General features: G+C 39.6%; 14 protein-coding genes. 9 read left to right on the top strand and 5 right to left on the bottom strand.

Annotated features, from left to right (window positions below):
* Positions 1–53 precede the first annotated feature (53 nt).
* The 7 genes from LNTAR_RS00485 (at position 54) to eboE (ending at position 6,175) form a co-directional block, all read left to right on the top strand.
* Positions 54–707: a 2-hydroxychromene-2-carboxylate isomerase gene (locus LNTAR_RS00485; protein WP_007276633.1), complete on the top strand. Its 654-nt coding sequence runs from the start codon at positions 54–56 to the stop codon at positions 705–707.
* 4 nt (positions 708–711) lie between these two features.
* Positions 712–1,257, top strand: a complete 546-nt coding sequence (locus LNTAR_RS00490; protein WP_007276634.1) for a hypothetical protein — start codon at positions 712–714, stop codon at positions 1,255–1,257.
* The gene (locus tag LNTAR_RS00495; RefSeq protein ID WP_007276635.1) at positions 1,258–2,106 is read left to right on the top strand and encodes a PHP domain-containing protein; all 849 of its coding nucleotides are present in this window, start codon (positions 1,258–1,260) and stop codon (positions 2,104–2,106) included.
* A complete protein-coding gene (locus LNTAR_RS00500) occupies positions 2,099–2,794 on the top strand; it encodes a TIGR01621 family pseudouridine synthase (protein ID WP_007276636.1) in 696 nt (231 codons plus the stop codon). The genes LNTAR_RS00495 and LNTAR_RS00500 overlap by 8 nt, the downstream gene beginning before the upstream one ends.
* The gene (locus tag LNTAR_RS24745) at positions 2,764–3,687 is read left to right on the top strand and encodes a UbiA family prenyltransferase (protein WP_007276637.1); all 924 of its coding nucleotides are present in this window, start codon (positions 2,764–2,766) and stop codon (positions 3,685–3,687) included. The genes LNTAR_RS00500 and LNTAR_RS24745 overlap by 31 nt, the downstream gene beginning before the upstream one ends.
* A gap of 242 nt (positions 3,688–3,929) precedes the next feature.
* Complete coding sequence (locus tag LNTAR_RS00510) at positions 3,930–5,084, top strand: 3-dehydroquinate synthase (protein ID WP_007276638.1); 1,155 nt, start codon at positions 3,930–3,932, stop codon at positions 5,082–5,084.
* A complete protein-coding gene (eboE, locus tag LNTAR_RS00515; protein WP_007276639.1) occupies positions 5,075–6,175 on the top strand; it encodes a metabolite traffic protein EboE in 1,101 nt (366 codons plus the stop codon). Before LNTAR_RS00510 ends, eboE begins: the two co-directional genes overlap by 10 nt.
* Positions 6,176–6,179: 4 nt before the next feature.
* Here eboE and LNTAR_RS00520 read toward each other — a convergent pair whose 3' ends face one another.
* On the bottom strand, positions 6,180–6,671 hold the full coding sequence (locus tag LNTAR_RS00520) for a hypothetical protein (protein WP_007276640.1): 492 nt from the start codon (positions 6,669–6,671) through the stop codon (positions 6,180–6,182).
* Between the two features lie 277 nt (positions 6,672–6,948).
* Here LNTAR_RS00520 and LNTAR_RS00525 point away from each other — a divergent pair, with 277 nt between their 5' ends.
* Positions 6,949–7,911 (top strand): ROK family protein, encoded by a 963-nt coding sequence (locus LNTAR_RS00525; RefSeq protein ID WP_007276641.1) that lies wholly within the window; start codon positions 6,949–6,951, stop codon positions 7,909–7,911.
* Positions 7,912–8,229: 318 nt separating this feature from the next.
* Here the strand turns inward: LNTAR_RS00525 and LNTAR_RS27685 are convergent, their stop codons facing one another.
* Both LNTAR_RS27685 and LNTAR_RS00535 read right to left on the bottom strand, forming a co-directional pair.
* On the bottom strand, positions 8,230–15,678 hold the full coding sequence (locus LNTAR_RS27685) for a glutamate synthase-related protein (RefSeq protein WP_007276642.1): 7,449 nt from the start codon (positions 15,676–15,678) through the stop codon (positions 8,230–8,232).
* 403 nt (positions 15,679–16,081) lie between these two features.
* Positions 16,082–17,023: an adenylate/guanylate cyclase domain-containing protein gene (locus tag LNTAR_RS00535; protein ID WP_007276643.1), complete on the bottom strand. Its 942-nt coding sequence runs from the start codon at positions 17,021–17,023 to the stop codon at positions 16,082–16,084.
* 427 nt (positions 17,024–17,450) lie between these two features.
* On the opposite strand from LNTAR_RS00535, the gene nhaD reads away from it, so the two are divergent.
* A complete protein-coding gene (gene nhaD, locus LNTAR_RS00540) occupies positions 17,451–18,956 on the top strand; it encodes a sodium:proton antiporter NhaD (protein WP_007276644.1) in 1,506 nt (501 codons plus the stop codon).
* Positions 18,957–19,201: 245 nt separating this feature from the next.
* On the opposite strand, the gene LNTAR_RS00545 is transcribed toward nhaD, so the two are convergent.
* Both LNTAR_RS00545 and LNTAR_RS24755 read right to left on the bottom strand, forming a co-directional pair.
* Entirely contained in the window at positions 19,202–20,359 is a 1,158-nt protein-coding gene (locus LNTAR_RS00545; protein WP_007276645.1) for a serine/threonine protein kinase, read from the bottom strand.
* 159 nt (positions 20,360–20,518) lie between these two features.
* On the bottom strand, positions 20,519–21,913 hold the full coding sequence (locus LNTAR_RS24755) for a 5'-methylthioadenosine/adenosylhomocysteine nucleosidase (RefSeq protein ID WP_007276646.1): 1,395 nt from the start codon (positions 21,911–21,913) through the stop codon (positions 20,519–20,521).
* Positions 21,914–22,107 lie beyond the last annotated feature (194 nt).

Genomic DNA, 22,107 nt, shown 5'->3' on the forward strand with positions numbered 1-22,107 from the left:
ACTTTTTAATCATAGCTGAAATCTTCAGAAAAATTTAATTAAGGAATCAATTGATGAGTGAAATAGAAGTTTTCTATGATATTATTTCTCCCTATTCATTTTTAGCATTGGAGCTCCTAGATAGATCGAGTTTAAAGGATGAACATGATGTCATTTTAACTCCCGTCGCTTTAGGGTCAATTTTACAAATGACAGGCAATCCTGGCCCTGCAGGAGTGGAAGCAAAAAGAGGAGAAGCTTTACGCGATTGCTGTATGCAGGCTCAAAGGCAGGGCGTTCAATTACTTGGGCCACCAGCACATCCATTTAATACTTTACCCGCATTGCGATTTATCACTTGTATTGAAGACCAAGCAGAAAGGTATGAAGTAGCGATTAAATTGAATCGCGCTTGTTGGTCTGAAGGAAAAGATATTAGTACAGATGAAGGGATCGAAGCCGTTCTCTGTGAATTGGGGCTTATGAAAGATGAATGGAAGGATGTTTATAATTTTATCAAAGAGAATAAAGGAAGGCCGTTACTCAAGCAGGCAACGAGTCGTGCTCTAGAACTCAAGGTTTTCGGTGTACCTACTTTTCGAATTGATGATGAAATGAATATTTGGGGATCAGATAGATTTGAATTGATTGAAGATTATATCAAGCGACCTGATTTTTATAGCTTTGAAGCGTATGAAAGAATGTTAAATATTAACTCGGGAATGTAAGGTCATGGATTACGAAGATTGCGCTCTCTATATATATGCGCAGGACAGCAACTGGGTGCCAGAAGCTAAGCTGATGAACTTTTTGTTGACGATGAATGAGGCCTACGATTATGCCGGCAACAAAGAGGCGGTGTTTTATAATGGATTACTCAAAAGCGATGATGATACCTATATGGATTTTGAGGTCGAAGAAAAGCAATTAAGAGAATTATTAGCCTTGTATAAACACTCAAATGTGGGTTTGTTAGACTGGTTAGGTGATGAGTTGTTAAAGTCTGTTGCGGATGATTTTGACGATGTGGCTCATCAAGAGGGACTGAGTATTGATGGTATCTCATACTTATTAGGTGAGCACGAGATTCTCAATATTGAGAATAAAAGAATTGTAAAAACAGGTTTTTCCTTTTCTTTTTACTGTCCTAATGCTCCCCAAGGAGATCTTGCACGACTGAATAAAGCTTTGAGAAGCGACGATGAATTCATGGCTCATTTCAGCCAACTTCAGGATATCATTGCTACGGAATGTAATTTTGTTATCGGACCTGCTTAGTTGAATTTAAAACAACCAGTAGATTTACATTGCCATTCAAATATCTCGGATGGCAAATTGACGCCAGTTGAGCTTACAGAGTTAATGAGTCAGCAGGGAGTTAAATTATTTTCTTTAACAGATCATGATACGACAGCCGGTTGCAAAGAAGCGGCTGATCATGCAAAGAAATTAGGTCTGCAATTTATACCTGGTGTTGAGGTTTCGAGTGATTTTAATGACAAATCGCTTCATATACTTGGCCTAGATATAGATTTAGATAACGAAGATCTCCAGTCTTTTTTAGATAACAATCGTCGATTAAGGCGCGATAGAGTTGAGAAGATTTTAAGTCGCTTGGAACATTTCAACATCAATATACGCGAAGAGTTAGGCGAATTTAGTGACGGTCAATCACCCGGAAGAACTCACTTTGCTGAAGCACTTGTAAGCAAAGGATATGCTGAGGATAAAGGAGAAGCTTTTCGTCGTTATTTACTCAAGGGTGGTGCGGCATATGTAAAGTGTCCTTGGCCAGGAATTCAAAAGACTATAGAGACCATTCATAAAGCAAACGGTAAAGCGGTCTTGGCTCATCCAGGACGCTACGGTTATTCATTGCCTGGCTTGCGAGGCTTATTTCGTCAATTTCGCGATGCAGGGGGTGATGGAGCTGAAGTTTCGAGTGGACCGCAGGCTTTAGGAGTCGTGCAACGCTTATCTCAGCTTTGTTCAAAATTTGGTCTTATGGTTTCTGGTGGTTCAGATTTTCACGATCCGTCATCTAAATGGGTAAAGGCAGGGGAGTACCAGCAAATCCCCAAGAGATTAACGCGCATTTGGGATGAGATGGAGTGGTTAGTTGAATAATCTTCCCGAAGTGATTGAAGAATTTGAAGACTTTATACTCGTCAATAAAAAGCCTGGAGAAAATTTCCATAGTGAATCTGGAGAAGAGGGGCTCTTTCATCAACTTAAGGAACATTATGGGGAACTTTACCCAGTTCATCGCTTAGATAAAGTAACCAGTGGCTTATTGTTGATGGCTAGAAATCTGCAAAGCTGTCAAGAATTAAATCAATTATTCGAAGCCCAAAAAATAGAAAAGTTTTACCTAGCGATATCCGATAGGAAGCCCAAAAAAAAGCAAGGATGGGTCATTGGGGATATGGAGAAATCTCGGCGCGGAGGTTGGAAGCTTTGCGAGTCTCGCAAGAACCCAGCAGTGACGCAATTCTTTAGTTACTCAATAGGGCAAGGGAAAAGAGTCTATCTACTTAGACCAAGGACAGGCAAAACACATCAATTAAGAGTGGCGATGAAAGCGATAGGTGCACCCATATGTGGCGACCCTAATTATTATCCAGGCCTGATTAAAGGTCATGAAGAAAGGTGTTACTTACATGCCTACGTAATTCGGTTCACCCTAAAGGAACGCGAGTATCAATTTACACTAAAACCTCATATGGGAACATATTTTTCCGATGAAACTTTTTTAAAAGTTTTAGAGGAGCAGTATCTTAAGCCATGGGATTTGAATTGGCCTGTAAAGAAATAAGAGAGAGTTGGATGAAGAAGAATATTTTGAAGGATTGGGCCGAACTTGTTCGCTTTCCAAATCTATTTACTGTACCAGGGGATATTTTACTGGGCATGTGTGCGGTCTCCAGTATAGCGACTTTAAGTTTAAGCAGTTATTTATATGTCTTGCTCATTTCACTTCTTCTGTATGCAGGAGGAATGATTCTCAATGATATTATGGATTATGATGAAGATAAGCAAGCTCGCCCACATCGAGTTCTTCCATCTAAGCGAATTACTATAGATACCGCAAAACTTGCTGTTGCAAGCTTTTTTGCGATTGCGCTTCTTTTAAGTTATTTTCACAGTCAAAGCGTATTCGTTATTTCTCTTATTCTTGTAGTGGTTATTTACCTCTATGATGGTCCCAGCCGAAAAGTTCCTCAGTTGGGTTTTTTCAGTATGGGAGCCTGCCGATCATTAAATATTCTCTTAGGTGCGGTCGCGATTAGTGATATAAACTTTACGGCTCTATTAGTTGCCTTTTGTGAAGGTGCGTACATTTACGGTGTTTGCGTCATTGCTCATAATGAAACTAAAAGTCTTCCGAAACCATTTTGGTGTAAGTTTCCGCTAATAATTGTAGGAGTGACAGTCGCTTATTTATGTGTCTATACAAATTTTGCATGGTTAGGAGTGATTGCTGGGCTCTTCTTGATAGCGACCACTTACAATATCGTTAAAGATTTGAATAACTTGTTGCCCGTAGCTAAAATACCGCCTTATATAGGTAAGCTTATTCGTAACTTAATACCTCTACAATTTTGTTTAGCTTTGTGTGTAGCTCCTCAGTATTGGTACCTATGTCTCATACTGATGTTGAGCCTACCCCTATGTGTCCGTTTGGCAAAAAAGATAACAATGAGTTAGTATACAGATTGTTCTATTTTGGCGTAAAACAACAAAAAGTTGCCGAGATTATCCTATATGACTGTCTAAAAAACACATAATGTTATGTGTATATAATTAGAAGTAATAAAGAGCAAATTATACATATTTGAATAAATATAACCATAAAACACTTGCTTAATAAATAGCCGATTAAGTTTATAATAGATTATTAGAGATTTCGGCATACAATTAATTGAGTACAAAAATTAAAGAGTTTTACTATGAAATATAAACAGAGTTTCCAAGTCGATTATACATATGAAGTGCACTTCACTCATAATGTGTTTAGTTCAGATAATGAAACATTGACCGAAGTCTTTGGTGATTCGGGTGCAAAAGCCATGTTTTTCATAGATGAAAACGTCCACAAATCCTTTCCGACACTCAAACAGGATATTCAGCATTGGTGTGAGGAACATCCTCAGAACATTAATCCAAGCCTTCCGATTCATGTCGTACCTGGCGGCGAGAAAATTAAAAATGATTTCAGTGTTGTTGAAAAATTGATTTCAGCAATGCTGGAAGGTGGAATATGTCGCCACTCCTATGTGGTGATCATTGGTGGTGGCGCTGTATTAGATGCAGTGGGTTTTGCGGCCGCTATTTTTCATAGAGGTGTGAGACAAATAAGAATACCGACCACAATTTTAGCCCAAGATGACTCAGGAGTTGGCGTAAAAAATGCCGTGAACTTTTTGGGTTCTAAAAACTTATTGGGAACCTTTGCACCTGCCACGGCAGTCATAAATGATTCTCTATTTATCAGTTCTTTGAGTGAACGCGATCGTTTAGCGGGAATCGCAGAAGCATTTAAGGTCGCTTTGATAAAGGACGAACACTTTTTTGACTACTTAAAAAATAATACCGAGGGTATTAAATCTGGTGACCCACTCGTTATTGAGAATTTGATCAAACGCTCGGCAAAATTACATATGGATCACATATGTCAAAATGGTGACCCCTTTGAAAAAGGCTCATCACGACCTTTAGATTTTGGTCATTGGTCAGCACATAAACTCGAAGCTTTAACTGATCATGCGCTCTCTCATGGAGAAGCGGTAGCGATTGGTATCTGTGTAGATATGTTAATTGCTTCGATGTTGGGTATGGTTGAATTAAAAACGAGTTTAGATGTTATCGGAACTTTCCAAAAGACGGGTTATGCCATTTGGCATCCTGCTTTAGAGCAAAGGAACTCCAAAGGTGAACTTGCCGTCGTCAGAGGCTTAACTGAATTTAAAGAACATTTGGGTGGAGAACTCACGATTCCTATGCCAACTCGGATTGGTAAAATGACAGACATCCATGAGCTTTCTCCAGAGATAGTTCGCGAGGCATTAATTCAATTAAAAGAACTCGCGGGCGTATGCAAATAAGTTCTGGGCAACACTTATCCTTTTGCCTCAATGTTTTTGCTCTAGATGATTTAGAGAAGATTTTTGCGGTTCTCGCAAATGAATGTCAATCAATAAAATCCCAAGTAAGTGAAAAACAGCCTATGGGCCTGGGCCTATGGCTTAGTGCACAGGTTGCGGATGAGTTACAAGACGAAGAGAAACTCAAATCACTTCAAGTTCAGTTAACAAAGTTTGATTTTTATGTATTCACTTTAAATATCTTTCCCTATGGAAATTTCCATGAAAGCCCCGTTAAAGAAAAAGTTTATTACCCTGATTGGGGTGATCAGAAACGTTTAGATTATACTTGTAAGGCCGCTGAAATTTTAGCTAAACTTTGTCCTGATGAATATGGGACGATGAGTACTGTTCCTGTGACTTTCGGCAAAGAACTACCACTAGAGGCAGTTGATACTATTCGTCAATGCAGTCAGTATTTACAGGCTTTAGAAAGCAGGACTGGAGTGAAAATTGAATTGGCTTTTGAGCCCGAACCCGATTGTTACTTAGAGACCTGCGATGAAGCACTTCGTTTTTTTGAAGAACTTCGTTCGCAATTAACAAAGGGTGAGATGGAGTATTTGGGTGTCTGCTTGGATACCTGTCATTCAGCTTTACAATACGAAGATCCAATAGAGAATTTAGAAAAATATGTCAATGCGGCTGTGAAAGTTTCCAAAGTTCAAATTTCGGCAGCCCCGGTGATTATGTGTGGTAGTGATAGTGATAAAGAAATTTTAAGACCTTTTGCAGAGCCAGTTTATTTACATCAGACAAGAGTAAAAGATAGTGAAGGACTTGTGACATTTTATAAAGACCTTCCCGAGGCTCTATTGAATGGTGATGCGGGTGAATGGCGTTGCCATTTTCATATTCCATTACATTTTACAGGGAATGGGGTACTTCAATCGACGAACAAAGATTTATCAAGGAGCTTTTTTGCTTTGGCTCAAAAGCATTGTCGTCACTTTGAAACGGAAACCTATACTTACTTTGTTCTTCCCAACGCGTCCGAAAGCGTTAGCGATTCAATAAGCCAAGAGTTAATGTGGGTGAAAGAGAGATTATAGCAGTTTAACTAAACTGTTTTCTTTTGACGCGCTTTTTTGTCCCAGAAGTACAATTGTCGAGTGATTGGAGAAGTTCCTGGACATAGCTACTCTCGGTTTGTGAATTAGAAATCCAATCATCAAAATTCTTAGCCACTTTTTGTACGCTCATATTTTCGGTGAATAAAATCCATATGCTATCATTATCAGCGTGGTCGATGTATAAGAATTCTTTATGACTTCTTCCAATAACTGTGGAGTTGAGTAAACGTCTAGGGTGAATAAAACCAAGATCTGAGATGATGATGTTATCTTCGGACGTTTCAATACAAGCATTTATGTGTTGATTCATAATGACTTGCATATCAAAGAATTCGGAAAGTTTTTTAGAAGATGAAAAGAGTGTCCAAGTCCTCAGAGTTGTTTTGTATTGACTCATGTACCTTGGGAAAATGTATATGTCAGTGTGATTATGGTTCTTGATAAAATCTGAGTATCTTGATGTTTGTGTTTTCATTTACCTGTCCTTTTTTAATTACCAAACCTGCGCCTTAGTAATTTAATGAATGACAAAATAAATCTAAAAGCAAGAGGTTTTTTTGTTAAAAAATCATTAGCAAAAAAGATTTGTACTTAGAGTGCTTTTTTCTTAATTGAAAATTTATGTTAAATATTATTTTTTTGACAAAAGTACTATTTCTTATCCAAATTATTTGGATTGAGACTGGTGAAAGTTCCTCTTTTAATTTAAACTCTAGTGACTGATTAATTAACCCAATGATTAGGTAACTATCATGAAAAAGATTTTAGGCTTTGACTTAGGTGGTACAAAAGTACTTGCAGCCGTTCTAGATAATGATTTTAACATACTCTCGCGAGTAAAAATGAAGGCCAATGCTGACTTAGGTGTTAAGTCAGTATATAAAGTGATATGTGCGGTCATTAAAGATGCCTGTGATGAAGCTGGTATAGATGTGTCTGACTTATCGGCAATTGGTGGTTGTGCACCGGGCTTAGTCGAGCCAAAGACAGGTTTGGTCTATGATACGCCTAATTTAGGCTTTAAGAATTTCCCATTACAAGAGAAGCTTTCTCAAGACTTTAATATTCCAGTGCACATTGAGAATGACGTCAATGCAGGCTTATATGGTGAGCTTCATTTTGGGGCCGCAAGAGGAATGGAAAATGTCTTAGCGCTTTCTCCAGGAACAGGAGTCGGAGGTGCGATTGTCATTGATGGTAAGTTAATTAGAGGGAGTCGCGGTGGTGCAGGAGAGTTTGGGCATATTATCGTTCAACCTGATGGGCCCCTCTGCGGATGTGGCCAGCGTGGGTGCTTAGAAGCGATATCGAGTCGTACGGCTCTTTCCCAACAAATATTATCTTTTGCCGTTAGAGGGAGGGTGCCTTTAGTGATCGATGAAGCAAAAGGCAATCTAAAAAAAGTGAAGAGTGGTTTAATAGCACGAGCCTACAATAGTGGTGATGAGGATGTACAGGCTATTGTAGATTATGCGGCGCGTTATTTAGGTGTGGGCATGTCAAATTTAGTTAATTCATTTAATCCAGAAGCGATTATTTTAGGAGGGGGATTAATAGAAGCACTTCCTGAGCCCTTTTTGAAAATCTCTACTAAAGTAATGCGAGAAAAAGCCATGGGAGTTAATGGAGAAAAAGTCAAAGTCTTAGCAGCTGAATTAGGTGATGATGCCGTTATTAAAGGCTCAGCGCAACTTGCAGCTGAATTAGTTCGCTAGTTTTTATGCCTTAGATTATACCAAGTAAACAAGATCCATAAAAGTAGATGGATTAAAGCGATAATAAGATAGGTTTTACTTAGTTGACCTTGAGCAGAAGAAAATGCAAAAAACCATATCACTGTACTAAGGAAGAATATTCTGCTGGGAAATACGTTTTTCTTCATTTACTCTCATTTGCTTTTCACAAAGATATATTTCTGCAAGATATTTATCCAAGTCCAAGTGAGTACGTTTTTTCTAGGAGGAGATAAAAAATAATAAAAAAAAGGCCTTTGCGATCACCGCAAAGGCCTTTGTTACTTTAGATAAGTCGAATTAGTAAACGTCTCTGACGTAACGTTTATCTGCTTTCATTTTATCCACATAAGCAATGGCCTCATCATCTGACATCTTACCGTGCTCTGCAATTACATCATGAAGGGCTTGATCCACGTCTTTAGCCATTCTGTAAGCATCACCACAAACAAAGAAGTAACCGCCTTCTTCAAGCCACTGGAAAAGTTCAGCACCATTTTCGCGCATGCGATCTTGGACATAGATTTTTTCTTCTTGGTCACGCGAGAAGGCTAGGGAGAGCTTCTCTAGGTAGTTATTGTCTTGTAAATCTTTGAGTTGCTCCTTATAGAAGAAGTCATTCGCTTCATTTCTATCACCAAAGAAGAGCCAGTTTTTACCATTTGCTTGGCGCATCTCACGCTCTTCTAAGAAAGCGCGGAAGGGAGCAATGCCCGTTCCAGGACCAACCATAATCATTGGTAAACCATCATTTTCTGGTACAGCAAAAGCTTTATTGGCATGCATGTAGCAGAGGATGTCTGTTTCATTTTCAACAACGCGATCTGCAAGGAAAGTTGATGCAACACCATGACGAGTACGGCCGTGACTGCTATAGCGAACGCTACCCACGGTTAAGTGAACTTCACCAGGGTGTTTCTTTGGACTCGAAGAGATTGAGTAAGCGCGTGCTTGAAGCTTCTTTAAGAGCGGAATAAAGCTTTGAGCCTCAAGACCGTGTTCATAGTGAGCTAAGAAATCGATGAGGTCACGTCCCCAAAGGAAATTACTTAAAGCATCTTTATCTTCCACAAGGCTTAATAATTCTTTATCTTGTGAATTTTGAGCCACTTTATTAATAAGATCTTTTGTGGGGGTCTTAATTTCGAATTTATGAAGAAGGGCGTCACGGAAGCTAACTTTACCATCTTTACCAAGGTCAAGGATTTTTTCAGGATCCTCAGCAAGCACTTCAATAATGTCGTCGACTAAAGATTCCTCGTTTACTGGGATCACATTTAAGGCATCGCCAGCTTTGTAGTCATAATCAGAACCATCTAGGCTAATTTCATAGTGAACGACTTCTTTGCTCGATTCATCAGAGGTTAAAGTGACTTTCTTGAGAAGTTTAGCAGGGAAGGGCTTTTTCTTGCCAAATGCATTATCATCCTTTTTAGTCGCCACATTGGGGCCGCCGGCTACATCGCCAGCAGATTGATCACCAAGAGCCGATAGTGCTGGAAGAGATTCGCAAGCCCACTCTTCAAATGGATCTTCAAAATCAACATCACAGTCAACGCGTTTAAAAGCACGAAGAGCACCTTGTTTCTCTAGAACTTCATCCCACTGTTTGCCCGCTTCACAGAAGAGGTCGTAAGAGCTGTCGCCTAATGAGCAGATGGAGAAGAACATACCTTCAAGAGAAGGTGCATCAGCCGAAGTCATGGCCGTGTAAAGTGCTTGAGCATTATCAGGTTGCTCACCTTCACCATAAGTAGATGTGATGATTAGGACACGTTCCATTACTTTTAGATCGTCTGCAGAAATATTGCCCATATCATGAACTTGAGCTAGCATGCCAAAGTTCGCTGCTAGAGCCGCACAATCATTGGCTAATGATTCCGAATTACCTGTTTGCGTACCAAAGAGGATATTAAGCTCTTTACCTTTAGGGGAAGAATCTTCAGAACTCGCCACACCAAAACTGAGGCCATTGAAATAACCATTAAGCCACTTTAATTGACCTTCACTAAAGGGGACGTTTTCTGGGATGAGTGGTAGGCCCGTTTCTTTATTAAGCGCATCTTTTACCAAAGCAAGTGATACTTGTGCCGCAAAACCTTTGAGGAAAGTCATGCGAGCTGCGATGGCTTCTTGGTTCTTGAGATCTTGTTCCATGATCCAAGCGTAGGAACCAAGGGAGTTGTTTTCTAAGACATCACGTAAGTAAAGGGCTTTCTTATAATCGTACACGCGCTTGTCAGCTAAACTTTTCGCAAGAAGTTCATCATCAAACTTCGAGAGAACATCACGAGAAACTTTAAGCAGCAACTCCATGAGCCCTTTATCTTCTGTAAAGATAATATTTTTGATGTACTTCGCTAAGGTTTCGTCTTTGAGTGCGAGCTCAAATTTGTTCATCTTATCTAATGTGATCGTCGACGCTTTACAGAAAATAGAATAACGAGAGATTAGACGGAAAATTAAAGCCGTATTAGTGTCGCCCAAAGCAGGTGTTTGACCATTAAAGAGGCGAGTCTCATTTTTGTATGCATCTTTGATTTGCTCAATCTGAATATGAGTATAGTTGCTTGCGAGTTCCTCGAGCATTTCTTTACGAGAAGAATTTTTAAGCAAACATTCCCAAGTTTGAGTCTCAAATAAGGCTAAAGGAATAGCGTAGTAGAAGTTAGCTTTTTCTTCTTCCCATTTATTTAGGATCTTTTCAGCAATTTCAGATTGGTTATATTTAACTTGTTCTTGAAGTAGGTAATGAACAATTTTTGCATGAACTTCAGAGTCCTTGCTCCCGTCAAATTTCTTGATGATGACAGAGTCTTGATTGTAAAATACGGGAAGTTTGTTGTCTGGATCGTACTGGTAGGCATTACCACCAGACATACCGTTGCCCCATCCTTTACCAAATGTACCCAAGTTGAGGATTGTGCCAGAAGTCATGTATTCACAGAAGAAATCACCGACGCCTTCCACTACGGCCATGGCACCTGAGTTACGAACAGCAAAACGGTCACCAGCTTCACCATTGATATAACAGCGACCACCAGTGGCGCCGAAGAGGGCGAAGTTGCCGATGAGCACGTTTTCACCCGCTAGTGAAGAACCCCCACCAGGTGATTTCACTGTGATGATACCGCCAGATTGAAGTTTACCCACGCCATCATTACAGGTTCCGAAGTGTTGGAGTAGCATACCGTTATTGAGTAGAGCACCATAGGACTGACCTGCAGAACCGTTGGTTTGAATCGTCAGACTTTCAGGAGCGAGGTAACGTCTGCCAGTATCGTTTTGAATAACAGCTATCGAACTATTAAAATCACTATCTTTAAAACGGTGATTAACAATGCGTTCAATATCTACAGAGAGTTGACCACCAACAGATTTATGACGATTGTTGAGTTTGTATTCAGCGCCTTTAAGGAGGAGTTTAGTCTCTTTGCCATAGAGGAGCTCTTTTTCAACTTTACCTAAAATCTTGTCATCAATAGAGAAGTCAGCTTCTAAGTAAATAGGATCTTCAATTTTAACTTCATCAACTTCTGCTAAAAGAGCTTTAAAGTTGAGTTGTCCAATGATTTTATCGTGATTGACGAGGTGAAGTAATTCAGTTTTACCGCGAACCTCATCAATACTCTTGTGACCAAGGTACGCTAAGAGCTCACGAACTTCTTGAGCGACATTGAGGAAGTATTGAGCAAGAGCACGAGCATCACCTGTGAATAATTCAGGGTTAGTTGTGATACCTGCAGGACACTTGATGTTACAGTTTTTAGCCATAACACATTTGAGCATCATCAGTGCTGAAGTGCCGAATTCGAAGGAATCAGCACCAAGGATCGCAGATTTGATGACATCAATGCCCGTTTGGTGAGCATTTGATGAACGTAAAATAACTTTGTCGCGAAGACCGTTGAGGGCGAGTGCTTGGTGAACTTCAGCAATCCCGAGTTCAGCAGAGCGACCCGTGTTTTTAAGTGAGGTTACCGCAGCGGCGCCTGTACCACCAGTATTACCGGCCACGTTAATGACATCGGCGCCCGCTTTAGCTACACCAACGGCAATCGTACCAATTCCCTCAGAGGATACGAGTTTAACAATCACTTTGGCACGTGAAGCTTTACAGTCGTGGATGAGTTGTCCCAAGTCCTCGATTGAGTAAGTATCGTGGTGAGGAGGTGGAGAAACGAGTTCAATTTTGGGGGTACCACCACGGCTAGAGGCAATCATTACAGTGACTTTGAACGAAGGAAGTTGACCGCCTTCACCTGGTTTTGCGCCCTGCGCAATTTTAATCTCTACTTGCTCTAAGTAAGGGTCGGCAAAATAACCAGCCCAAACGCCGAAACGCCCAGAGGCAACTTGCTTAATGGAACTCGCTTTAATTGTGTTGTAACGTACGCGTTTTTCGCCACCTTCACCGGAGTTGGAGAGTGCGCCAGCAATATTGGCACCCTGTGATACAGCTTCGTGCGCTTCGGCAACGAGTGCTCCATGAGACATGGCGGCAGATGAGAAAGTAGCCGTCACTTTGTGGGCATCTTGAACGAGTGATTTATCAATCGAGTCTTTCGCTGTACGGATATTATTTAAATAGAACAAGATATCTTCATCAGAAGTTTGAATAGTTACAGAAGAATCTTGAACCTTAGCCTGAATAAGTGAGCCAAAACGCTCTTCAAAGTATTCTTTTAGCCATTGGACACGTTCGTCACTACTTAAGGACATGGTAAGCTTAAAAGTATTGTCCTTGACTGGTTTTACGCTTAAGCCTTTTATTTTAAAACAGTTGTTACCTTTTAGGGCCTGTTTGTTAAGGATAGCTTTGAACTTTACAGCATCTTTCGCTTTGTTGATGTCTGCAGGGAAATACATGATATCACGTAGAGCAGCAGGGCGAACTTTACGTTCAGTATAAACGTTTCCTGCGAATTGACGATAGGCTTGAGTGATGCGATGTGAGTCAATTTCTTCAGGAGTTCTTTGACGCTCACCATACTTTTTGTAAGTGAGGTGGCCCAAAGGATCATCTTCGGGGTGTGGCGCTTCGGTCAAGAATTCATCAATATCGGAAGTGTAGTCCTCAGAATCGGCAATTTCAGTGTCGCGAATGAGGTTGCGATCAAGAACGCTTGCGATGGAACGCATAGCCGCTTGGTGCATCGATAATTCGGCATCCGCAAAAATGTCTGATAAAGCTGCAATCAAGTCACTTTCGTGCATGATATCTTTGCCAATTCTTTTGTAAATTTTCTTGAGATCAGCAAGAGCATTAGGGAAAACTTCTTTGAGTTCGAAACGTTCAAAAATATCTTCGAGTTCTTCGTCGATTGAATAAAGAACTTCTTCTTCAGTCATGTTGATGTACTCTCGTACTGCCACTAAACCAAATGAGTGACCTGCGCCACCTTGGCGTTCTTTGAATAAGCCTAAGTGAGGAATATCGTTTTCATCTTTGATGCCAAAAGCTTTGAAGTGCCATTCACTTGCGGAGGCCGCAATTTCTGCGTAGCCTACACCACCGACTGGCGAAGTAATATTAGGGAAGTGTTTCTTAAGTTGAGGGTCTTCTGTATTTAAGTAGTTCGATTCGAAAATTTCGCCGCCGATGTAAGATTCAGCCGTGCAGAGACCAAATTTACCCATGATTTTCATGAGAGATTTTGCGATAGCTTTTCTGTAGTTAGAGAGCGCTTTATCAACTTCATTAGGCATTAAGCTTTGAGCACGATCTTCAATAGTGAGCGGGCAAATAGCTGATGAACCAAAACCGAGTGCAGTAGCGACATCATGAGATGAAGCAATTTGTCCCGTTTCGGCAATGAGTGAAGAATTAAAACGCAAGCCTTGCTCAATAAGGTGCTGATTACTTGCGGCAATCGCAAGCAAGAGTGGGATAGCAGCTTTTGATTTGGAGATATTCTTATCAGAAAGAATAATAATGCCATTCTTTGCTCTTGCAGCGACTTCGACTTCTTTGCAGATTTGCTCGAGAGCAGAATTGAGCTTGCTCTCATTTTCTTCTTTATCTTTTGAAGGAGTATAAAGAATATCTACAGTGCAAGTTGTCAGATCTTTTTGGGCGCGAACCGAACTCAGTTCAGCAAGAGTCAAGTAGGGGTTTTGAATGACGATTTGCTTGGAGTCAGATTCAGAAAAGTTAGGTTTTGCGCCGAGGGAAACACGTAAAGTCATACCATCTTTTTCACGAATGGAATCCAATGGCGGATTAGTAACTTGAGCAAAGCGTTGTGAGAAATAACGCGACATGCCGCCTTCGTCAGCATTGAGTACATTGAGTGAAACGCCATAACCCATGGCAGAGATTTTTTCTGCTGCACCTTGGATCATTGGATCAAGTAAAAAGCGGAAGGATTCTTGATTCATGCCGTAAGCTACAGCACGTTCATAAGTGTCGAGTTCACTATTTTGTTCGGGTAGTTCTACTTTAGGAAGGTCTTCGAGAGCTAATTTTTTCTTTTCTAAAAGTACTTTATAATCTGCTTTTTTCGCAAGACTTTTTTCAATAGTTTCTGTGGTGTATGATTCGCCTGTTTCGTGGTCAAAATACAACATGCCACCAGCTTCAATACGCCCGCGAGTGACAACTTCCTCTGGGGGGAAATCAATTTGGCCAGCTTCAGACATGACGCAAACGTATTCAGTCGTTTCAATAGAGCGGAGGGGACGTAAGCCTAAGCGGTCGAGGCGAGCACCAACTTTTGTGCCGTCGGAAAAGAGCAGGGCTGCGGGACCATCATTCTTCTCTTCATATAAGGAGAAATATTCGTACATGTCGCGAATGAGCGGGTCAATATCTTGTTTGTTTTCCCATGCAGGAGGCATCATTGCGAGCACCGCAGTGGCGATATCCATTTCATCTTCGATGACTCGACGTTGGAGAGTTTGGTCAAGTCGAGCTGAGTCAGATTGACCTTTGGGGAAGATGACTTTCTTATTTTTTTGCTTGGCAATCGCATCTTCAGATAGACGGTTTTTCTTATCTGTATTTAGTTCGCCGTTGTGCGCCATGCGACGAAAGGGCTGAGCCATGAAAGTTGCTGGAGCCGTGTTGGTGGAGAAACGTGTGTGGAAAAGGAAAACGCGAATTTCCATATCTAAATCAGAAAGATCTTTGAAGTAGGGAACGACTTCGCCTGAGTTAAGGCGACCTTTATAGACGATTGTTTTTGAACTCAAAGACATGGGGTAAAAGCCATTGAGCGCTGAGTCAGAGTAACCTGCAGATTCGATTTCTGTTAGAGCGTCATTAATGAGGTTTTCGAAATCGTTTTGTGTCTTGCATGATTCTGGTTTGGCAAAAATGATTTGATAGATCGGTAATTGGGCTTTTGCAGAAGCTTCGTTGAGAGCTTTAATATTGACCGGTACGTCACGCCATTTGAGAATAGTGATTTTATATTTATCAAAAACAGTTTCAATGATTTCTCGAGCTTTGTTATCTTGACTATGGTCTTCAGGAAAGAAGAAGTTACCGACGCCAAATTCACCTAGTTGAATCTTGTCGTCCTCAAGAACTTTCTGGAAAAACTTCAGAGATAAATCAATATTGACACCTGCGCCATCACCGATACCTTCGGCACTCATGCCGCCACGGTGAGGGATAACACATAGGGCTTCATGTCCCTTGAGTAAAACATCATGGCTTTGTAGACCATCTTTGCGAGTTATAAATCCGACACCACAGTTGTCATGATACTTGTCGGCATCATACAATAATTTATTTTTTATCATTCTATAGACCTTACGAGATTTTATCTGTACAAGACAGACCCACCTTTAGTTTTTATATAAAGGTTTGATTAAATTTTATAAATCCAATAGGTCAATGGAAATAAATATTACAATATTGTTGGAATCGTTTTTTTGTGAAAAATACATATAAAATGATTTATTATATATGTAAAACATTGAATACAAGTAGTTTAAATTTATGACAAAAGTCTGTTTTTGGCACTTGTGAATTGTCGTGTTTTACAAAATAGTTATTTTGAAAAATGTACCAAATAGGATATTAATTACGTTTATGTAATAAATTAAATAATACTTACATCTATGATGTTATTTTCGAGGTCGTTTCTTTATAAGTAAAAAGACTTGATTCTAAATTTAGTCAGAAAGTACAAAGGAAGATAACTTAACTCTTTGCCACAGGTCGGAAAGGGTTGGGTGTTTCTTTAAGCCAGTTAGCTAATTCATCGAAGGACATGGATGAGACCATGAGACGGCGTGTTTTACCTTTAACCGCAATTTTGTATTCCCGTTTGAGAGCTTCTGAATCACGTAGAGAATAAAAACTCTGACACATGACAACGTTTCCATGAAGAGTTTTTGAAGCTTCTTCGAGACGAAATGCCGTGTTCACCACATCGCCCAAAATAGTGTTTTCACTCATAGCTACCGATCCCATGTTAATCCCACAGCCTATATCGATATCCTTTGGAATTCCTGGATGGATTTTGGGCAAGGTTTTGGTTAATTGATGAATATCATAAGCAGCATCTAAAATGAGGGGTACTGCAGCTGGGTCGGGACGTTTAAGTTCCCACTTTGCGAGAACGCAATCTCCAATAAACTTATCGACGACTCCAAAATTTCTTTCAATGATATTTCGAGTTGCTTTGAACCAATAAGTCATGGCCTTGGTAAGTGTTTCAATAGGAAGAGTCTCAGACATTTGTGTGAAGTTTCGTATATCGGCAACTAAAATAATCACTGAACGTATTTCCGAATTAAGCTTAACCTCTCCATAGTCGTATGAATCAATATCACCAGTTGGAGCATTTTTATGCTTGTGAAAAATTATTTTTGTAGTACCGATAGTCACAGTATCTTGATCAGAAAGTAGTGTAGGATTAATGACTCTCTGATTGTTGAGATAGACCCCATTGCGACTGCCCATGTCAATAAGGTAGTAATTATCTTTACCAACGTAATTAATTACGGCGTGATTACGTGAGCATAATGGGTCAGAGAGTTGAACAACATTAGTCGAATCTCTTCCTATAGGAGTTATAGGAAGACAAGGAACTTTTTGCGAAGATTGATCGCTATTAAAAATTTCTACAAATGAAGTCATACAAAAATATACCTTATGTTCATCCCTAATGCACACATTAAGCCAATTATCTCCAGATTAAATTGATCTTTAATATATGAAATTAGTCATTTTTTTTGTATTTAAAGAATAATGAAATTTTCTTAGTGGTTTAACACAAGATAGATATTTAAGATTTTATACTTTTTAAGTGTGAATGATTAGCATAAATATATAATTTTTTCTTAAAATCAATAATTCCTAATGAAAATATGGGGCAATAGTTAGAGTTCATATTTATGTATCATAATACGTTGTTTTTGGAATCTTTATTACAAGAATTTTAGAATCTCTAAAGCCATGAAAAATAGGCTGTTTCAAAAATATTGTAAAAAAAAACTATTTAGACAAGACGCATAACTATATGGCTTTATAGTCCTCGGATAATTATAAAGTATTAGGTATAAAAATGATTAACTCATTGTTCTTGGCGAGTTCTTCTGGACTGAACGCCACAGACCACCCCTTAGGCTATTTAGCGATAGCTGTTTTTGTGCTCTCTTATGCATGTGTGATCTTTGAAGAAATGCTTCACATGAAGAAGTCAAAACCTGTTATGTTAGCTGCTGGTCTAATTTGGATCATCGTAGGTATGATTATTTATACTCAGACTGATGATACTCCAGTCCAATCAGCTTCAGTTGAGCAGGTGCAATTGGTGGCTTCAAGCGAAAGTGTAGATAATCAGGCAAATCCTCCAGAAATCACTAAAGAAATCACGACAGAGCATGTAGAAGAAAACTCACATGATCATGTTGAAAAAGAAGTTGTTAAGACAGAGAGAGAAGAAGCCTTTTTCCACTATAACAAAGAAATCAAACACCTCTTAATCGAGTTTGCCGAGTTGTTCTTCTTCCTCTTTGTGGCAATGACTTTTATTCTCACCATGGAAGAACGCGGTGTATTCCGCGTACTACGTGCCTACCTAGTAGGTAAAGGTTACAGCTTTAGACAGTTATTTTGGATTACGGGTATCATTTCCTTCTTTCTCTCGCCGATTGCCGATAACCTTACTACAGCCTTGATTATGGGCACAGTGGTTTCTCGTATGGCGGACGGCAATAAAAAGTTTTTAGTTCCCGCATTCGTCAATATTGTTGTTGCCGCGAATTCAGGCGGAGCATTCTCACCATTTGGTGATATTACTACGCTTATGGTATGGCAAGCAGGTAAGGTTACTTTCTTTGAATTCTTTGCTCTCTTTTTCCCTGCAGTGGTTAATTTTATCATTCCCGCCGCAATTCTTTATTTTTTCGTTCCTAAAGAAAAACCAGAGCCACTCAAAGAAGAAGTTAAAGTCTATTATGGTGCTAAAACCGTTAGTCTTCTATTCTTAGTAACAGTGGCATTGTCAGTGACCCTCCACAACATGTTCCACATGCCTCCTTTCTTAGGCATGATGACAGGTATGTCTTTCTTACTCATTTATAACTACACACAGATTGTTAGAAACCGCGAAAAGCACAATGGTCAGCCTGAGATTAATGTTTTTAAATACATTGAGAAAACTGAATTTGATACACTCTTCTTTTTCTTCGGCGTCATTTTCTGTATTGGTGGTTTAGCCTACATTGGCTACATCGACAAATTGGCTTCTGTGATGTACGCAGCAGAAGATAAAACAATGGCTAACGTGATTGCAGGACTTCTATCAGCAGTCATTGATAATATCCCAATGATGTTCGGTGTCTTGAAAATGGATCCGACTATGAGCCATTATCAGTGGCTAATGATCACCTTAACGGCAGGTGTGGGTGGTTCAGTATTAGCTTTAGGTTCTGCCGCTGGTGTAGGGCTCATGGGTGTAGCTCGGGGTGAATATACCTTCATGGCTCACCTCAAGTATTCTTGGGTTATTGTCATCGGTTATGCTGCAGCAGTCTACACACATTATTTAATTAATTACCCTGGATGAGGCTTTAGTGCCTAATACTTGCTTTTATTTTTGATAGCTTATTAAAATATTCGATATAAGTAAATTTGAAAATGGGAGTTATGATCCAGTTTTTTAATAAGCACTATAGGAACCATATTCGTGAACTGTAGGGTTCTATAGAGCCCTATGTAGAGAATTATGCTTTTACTTGCACTGTTCGATATTTGCTTAAACTGAGAAAAAAAAATGACCTGTATTCCCAGGTCATCATAAATTATCTTGTCTTAAAGTAAGTTCAGGAAATCAGGTATGCGACCGATGTAGTAGAGGTAGCACATAAGCACCATAAAGCAGAAGAAGGTATAGATAGCAAAACCTAGACCGCTATTTTGTCTTCGAATAGTTTTATTGGCAGCAGCAGTGTGTTGCACAGTTGCTTTATTTGCTTTGATCGCATTCTTTTTCTTCTCGGGAGCAGGTTTGGACGCAGCTTTGGCAGAACCTTCACTACCGAGTGCTTTATCGAGAAGTAGCATAAGTTTTTCCCAACTCTCGTAACGATCGTCTGGGTTCTTGGCGGTCATTTTACCTATAATAGTATGGATCTTACTTGAGAAACTTTTATTGGGTGCCAATTCCTCAAGACTAGGGATAGGTGAGGAAACCTGCATCTGGAGGACTTCCTGAGGCGTTCCTTGGTAAATCCTTTTGCCACTTAGAGCATAAATCATTACTAAGCCCAAAGAGTACATGTCCGTATGGAAATCGACTTCTTTCATCGTGGCTTGTTCAGGACTCATGAAATCTGGAGTACCATTGATATAACCGGAATCATCGACACCACCTTGCATAGCGAGGCCAAAATCCATTACCAAATAACGTCCCTTGCTATTGCAACGAATGTTTTCTGGTTTTATATCGCGGTGAATCATATTGTGGTCATTCCAAGCATAGGAAAGTGCTTGAGCAATTTCTTTAACGAGTGTTAAAGCACCTTTTTCATCTAAAGTTTTGTTTTCATTAACAACATCAGATAGGTCATGTCCATCGACGTACTGCATGGTGATAAAGAAAATGTTATTTTTGCAACCTGCATTGTAGGTCGTGACAATGTTGGGGTGTTGAAGCGCAGCCGAGTTTTGTACCTCTTTGATAAATAAATCAACGGTACCTTCTGTATGTAGTTGATCAGGACTAATAGTTTTTAAAGCGACCTGACGATTCATTAATAAGTGTTCAGCTAAGAACACAAAACCCATTGATCCTTTACCAATAAATTCCTTAATAATATGATCGTCGATTATATTTCCAACTTCCAATTCACCTTGAAGAGGTATTTGAAACTCAGAAGAACAACTAGGGCAGTTCACTGAGTGACCACATTCCGCACTATCGGCGGCAAATACTTCGGCACATGCGGGGCATGATACTTTTATGAGCATATCCATTTCCAAATGACTATTTTAATACCTTTAAATTCTAGCATGATTTAAGAAAAAAACTATTAAGCATAAGCTAGCTTAGGTCTAAAAAAGGTGGTGATTAAGCATTTTTATGTATAAAATGATTGTTTAGATCTGAGCGATTTAATAAAGTAAACTTTATGTCTCATAAGTTCGAGTGCCCATAATAGCGCTACCAATGCGTAAAATATGAGATCCACATTCGATAGCTTCATCAAAATCGCCCGACATGCCCATACTCAATTTCACATCATTTTCGAAATACTTGCTATGTTCGACACTTTGTTCTTTTAACTCTTTAAACACTTTTAAGTTTTCTTCTTTACTCGCACTCAAAGGCCCCATGGTCATTAAACCAATTAAGTTAATGTTTTTGAGTTCTGAGCAAGAGATGAGGAGCTTTTCTAGAGAAAGGGTACTGATCCCGCTTTTTTGAATTTCTCCTGTTAAGTTGAGCTGAATGAAAATATCGATCTGTTTGCCTTCTTCTTCAGCAATGCGATCGATGCGTTTCGCTAGGGAAGTATTGTCAACTGAATGGATAGTTTTAGCCACTTTGACGGCCTGTCTCACTTTATTGGACTGCAAGGGCCCAATGAGGTGCCAGTGAATATCTTGGGGCAAGCTTTCCGCTTTTGTTAAAAGCTCCTGCACACGATTCTCAGCAAATTCATTTTGACCATGTTTATAAAGGGCAAAAATTTTATCGGCGGGATGATTCTTAGTGACAGTTAATAATTGAATATCAGTCATGTCTCTTTGATGTTTTTTTGCGGACTCCGCAATATCGTTAAGGACATTGTCGTAACGTTGGGGGACTTCACTGTTTTCGACAATAGAGTCGAGGATGTGTTTAACCATATAACAGGAGTTTTCAGCAACTAAGGGCAAAAGTGTATTAAAATCGCAAGCGGCGTTACCATCGGCACGATCTGAGATTGTCCGAATAACGAGAAAAGGGATTTTATGGCGAGAAGCCACGAAAGCTAAAGCCGCGCCTTCCATTTCGACGGCATCGCCTGCAAGTTCTTCTGTGAAGTAAGGCTTCACGTGTTCATGTGTGATGAATTGGTCACCAGTTAAAATGCGGCCTTTGAAAGTCTTGTGATTCTCTGTGTGAAAGCTTTCTGCCATATTGCACAAAAAGTCACAGGCATGAAAAACCTTTTCTTTTGTATAAGGTATTTCACCTCGCTCAAAACCTAATGCATTCAATTCTAGATCATGTTGAATAAATTCCGTACCAATGACCACATCTCCCGTATCATATTCTTCATTCAAGGCGCCTGCCACACCAGTAAAAATGAAGTAGTCCGGTTTCCAAATGTCTGCTATATGTTGAACGAGCATTGCTGCTTGGACTTTGCCTATACCAGATAGAGCTAAGAGGCAGTTAATGTTTTTATAGGAACATTCTTCATATTGAAAAGGCCCATGATTGATCGACTTTGCTGAACCAAGTTGAGGTTTAAGTTTTTCCAGTTCTTCGGGCAAAGCACCAATGATGGCGATTCTGACTTGATCTAGAGACATAATTGAATCCTGATATTTTATGATATTTGTCTATAATAGGCTCATTTTTAAAAAGGGAAAAAGTTCAAACGCTTTTAATTTCCTTTTATTATCTAATTGTTGAAATCTCATTAAAAAAATGCTTTCTGTGTCTTAGTGAATAGCCAAGTGAGTTGGGCACTATAATTTCTAGTGAACTAAACATGACAAGAAGG

Origin of the sequence: Lentisphaera araneosa HTCC2155 (genome assembly GCF_000170755.1) — a bacterium.
GTDB lineage: Bacteria > Verrucomicrobiota > Lentisphaeria > Lentisphaerales > Lentisphaeraceae > Lentisphaera > Lentisphaera araneosa.

Coding starts and splice junctions, on each gene's coding strand:
- LNTAR_RS00485 (WP_007276633.1), top strand. CDS start 54: ATGAGTGAAATAGAAGTTTTCTATGATATTATTTCTCCCTATTCATTT.
- LNTAR_RS00545 (WP_007276645.1), bottom strand. CDS start 20,359: ATGCTCATAAAAGTATCATGCCCCGCATGTGCCGAAGTATTTGCCGCC.
- eboE (WP_007276639.1), top strand. CDS start 5,075: ATGCAAATAAGTTCTGGGCAACACTTATCCTTTTGCCTCAATGTTTTT.
- LNTAR_RS24755 (WP_007276646.1), bottom strand. CDS start 21,913: ATGTCTCTAGATCAAGTCAGAATCGCCATCATTGGTGCTTTGCCCGAA.
- LNTAR_RS00520 (WP_007276640.1), bottom strand. CDS start 6,671: ATGAAAACACAAACATCAAGATACTCAGATTTTATCAAGAACCATAAT.
- LNTAR_RS00490 (WP_007276634.1), top strand. CDS start 712: ATGGATTACGAAGATTGCGCTCTCTATATATATGCGCAGGACAGCAAC.
- nhaD (WP_007276644.1), top strand. CDS start 17,451: ATGATTAACTCATTGTTCTTGGCGAGTTCTTCTGGACTGAACGCCACA.
- LNTAR_RS00510 (WP_007276638.1), top strand. CDS start 3,930: ATGAAATATAAACAGAGTTTCCAAGTCGATTATACATATGAAGTGCAC.
- LNTAR_RS00535 (WP_007276643.1), bottom strand. CDS start 17,023: ATGACTTCATTTGTAGAAATTTTTAATAGCGATCAATCTTCGCAAAAA.
- LNTAR_RS27685 (WP_007276642.1), bottom strand. CDS start 15,678: ATGATAAAAAATAAATTATTGTATGATGCCGACAAGTATCATGACAAC.
- LNTAR_RS00525 (WP_007276641.1), top strand. CDS start 6,949: ATGAAAAAGATTTTAGGCTTTGACTTAGGTGGTACAAAAGTACTTGCA.
- LNTAR_RS24745 (WP_007276637.1), top strand. CDS start 2,764: ATGGGATTTGAATTGGCCTGTAAAGAAATAAGAGAGAGTTGGATGAAG.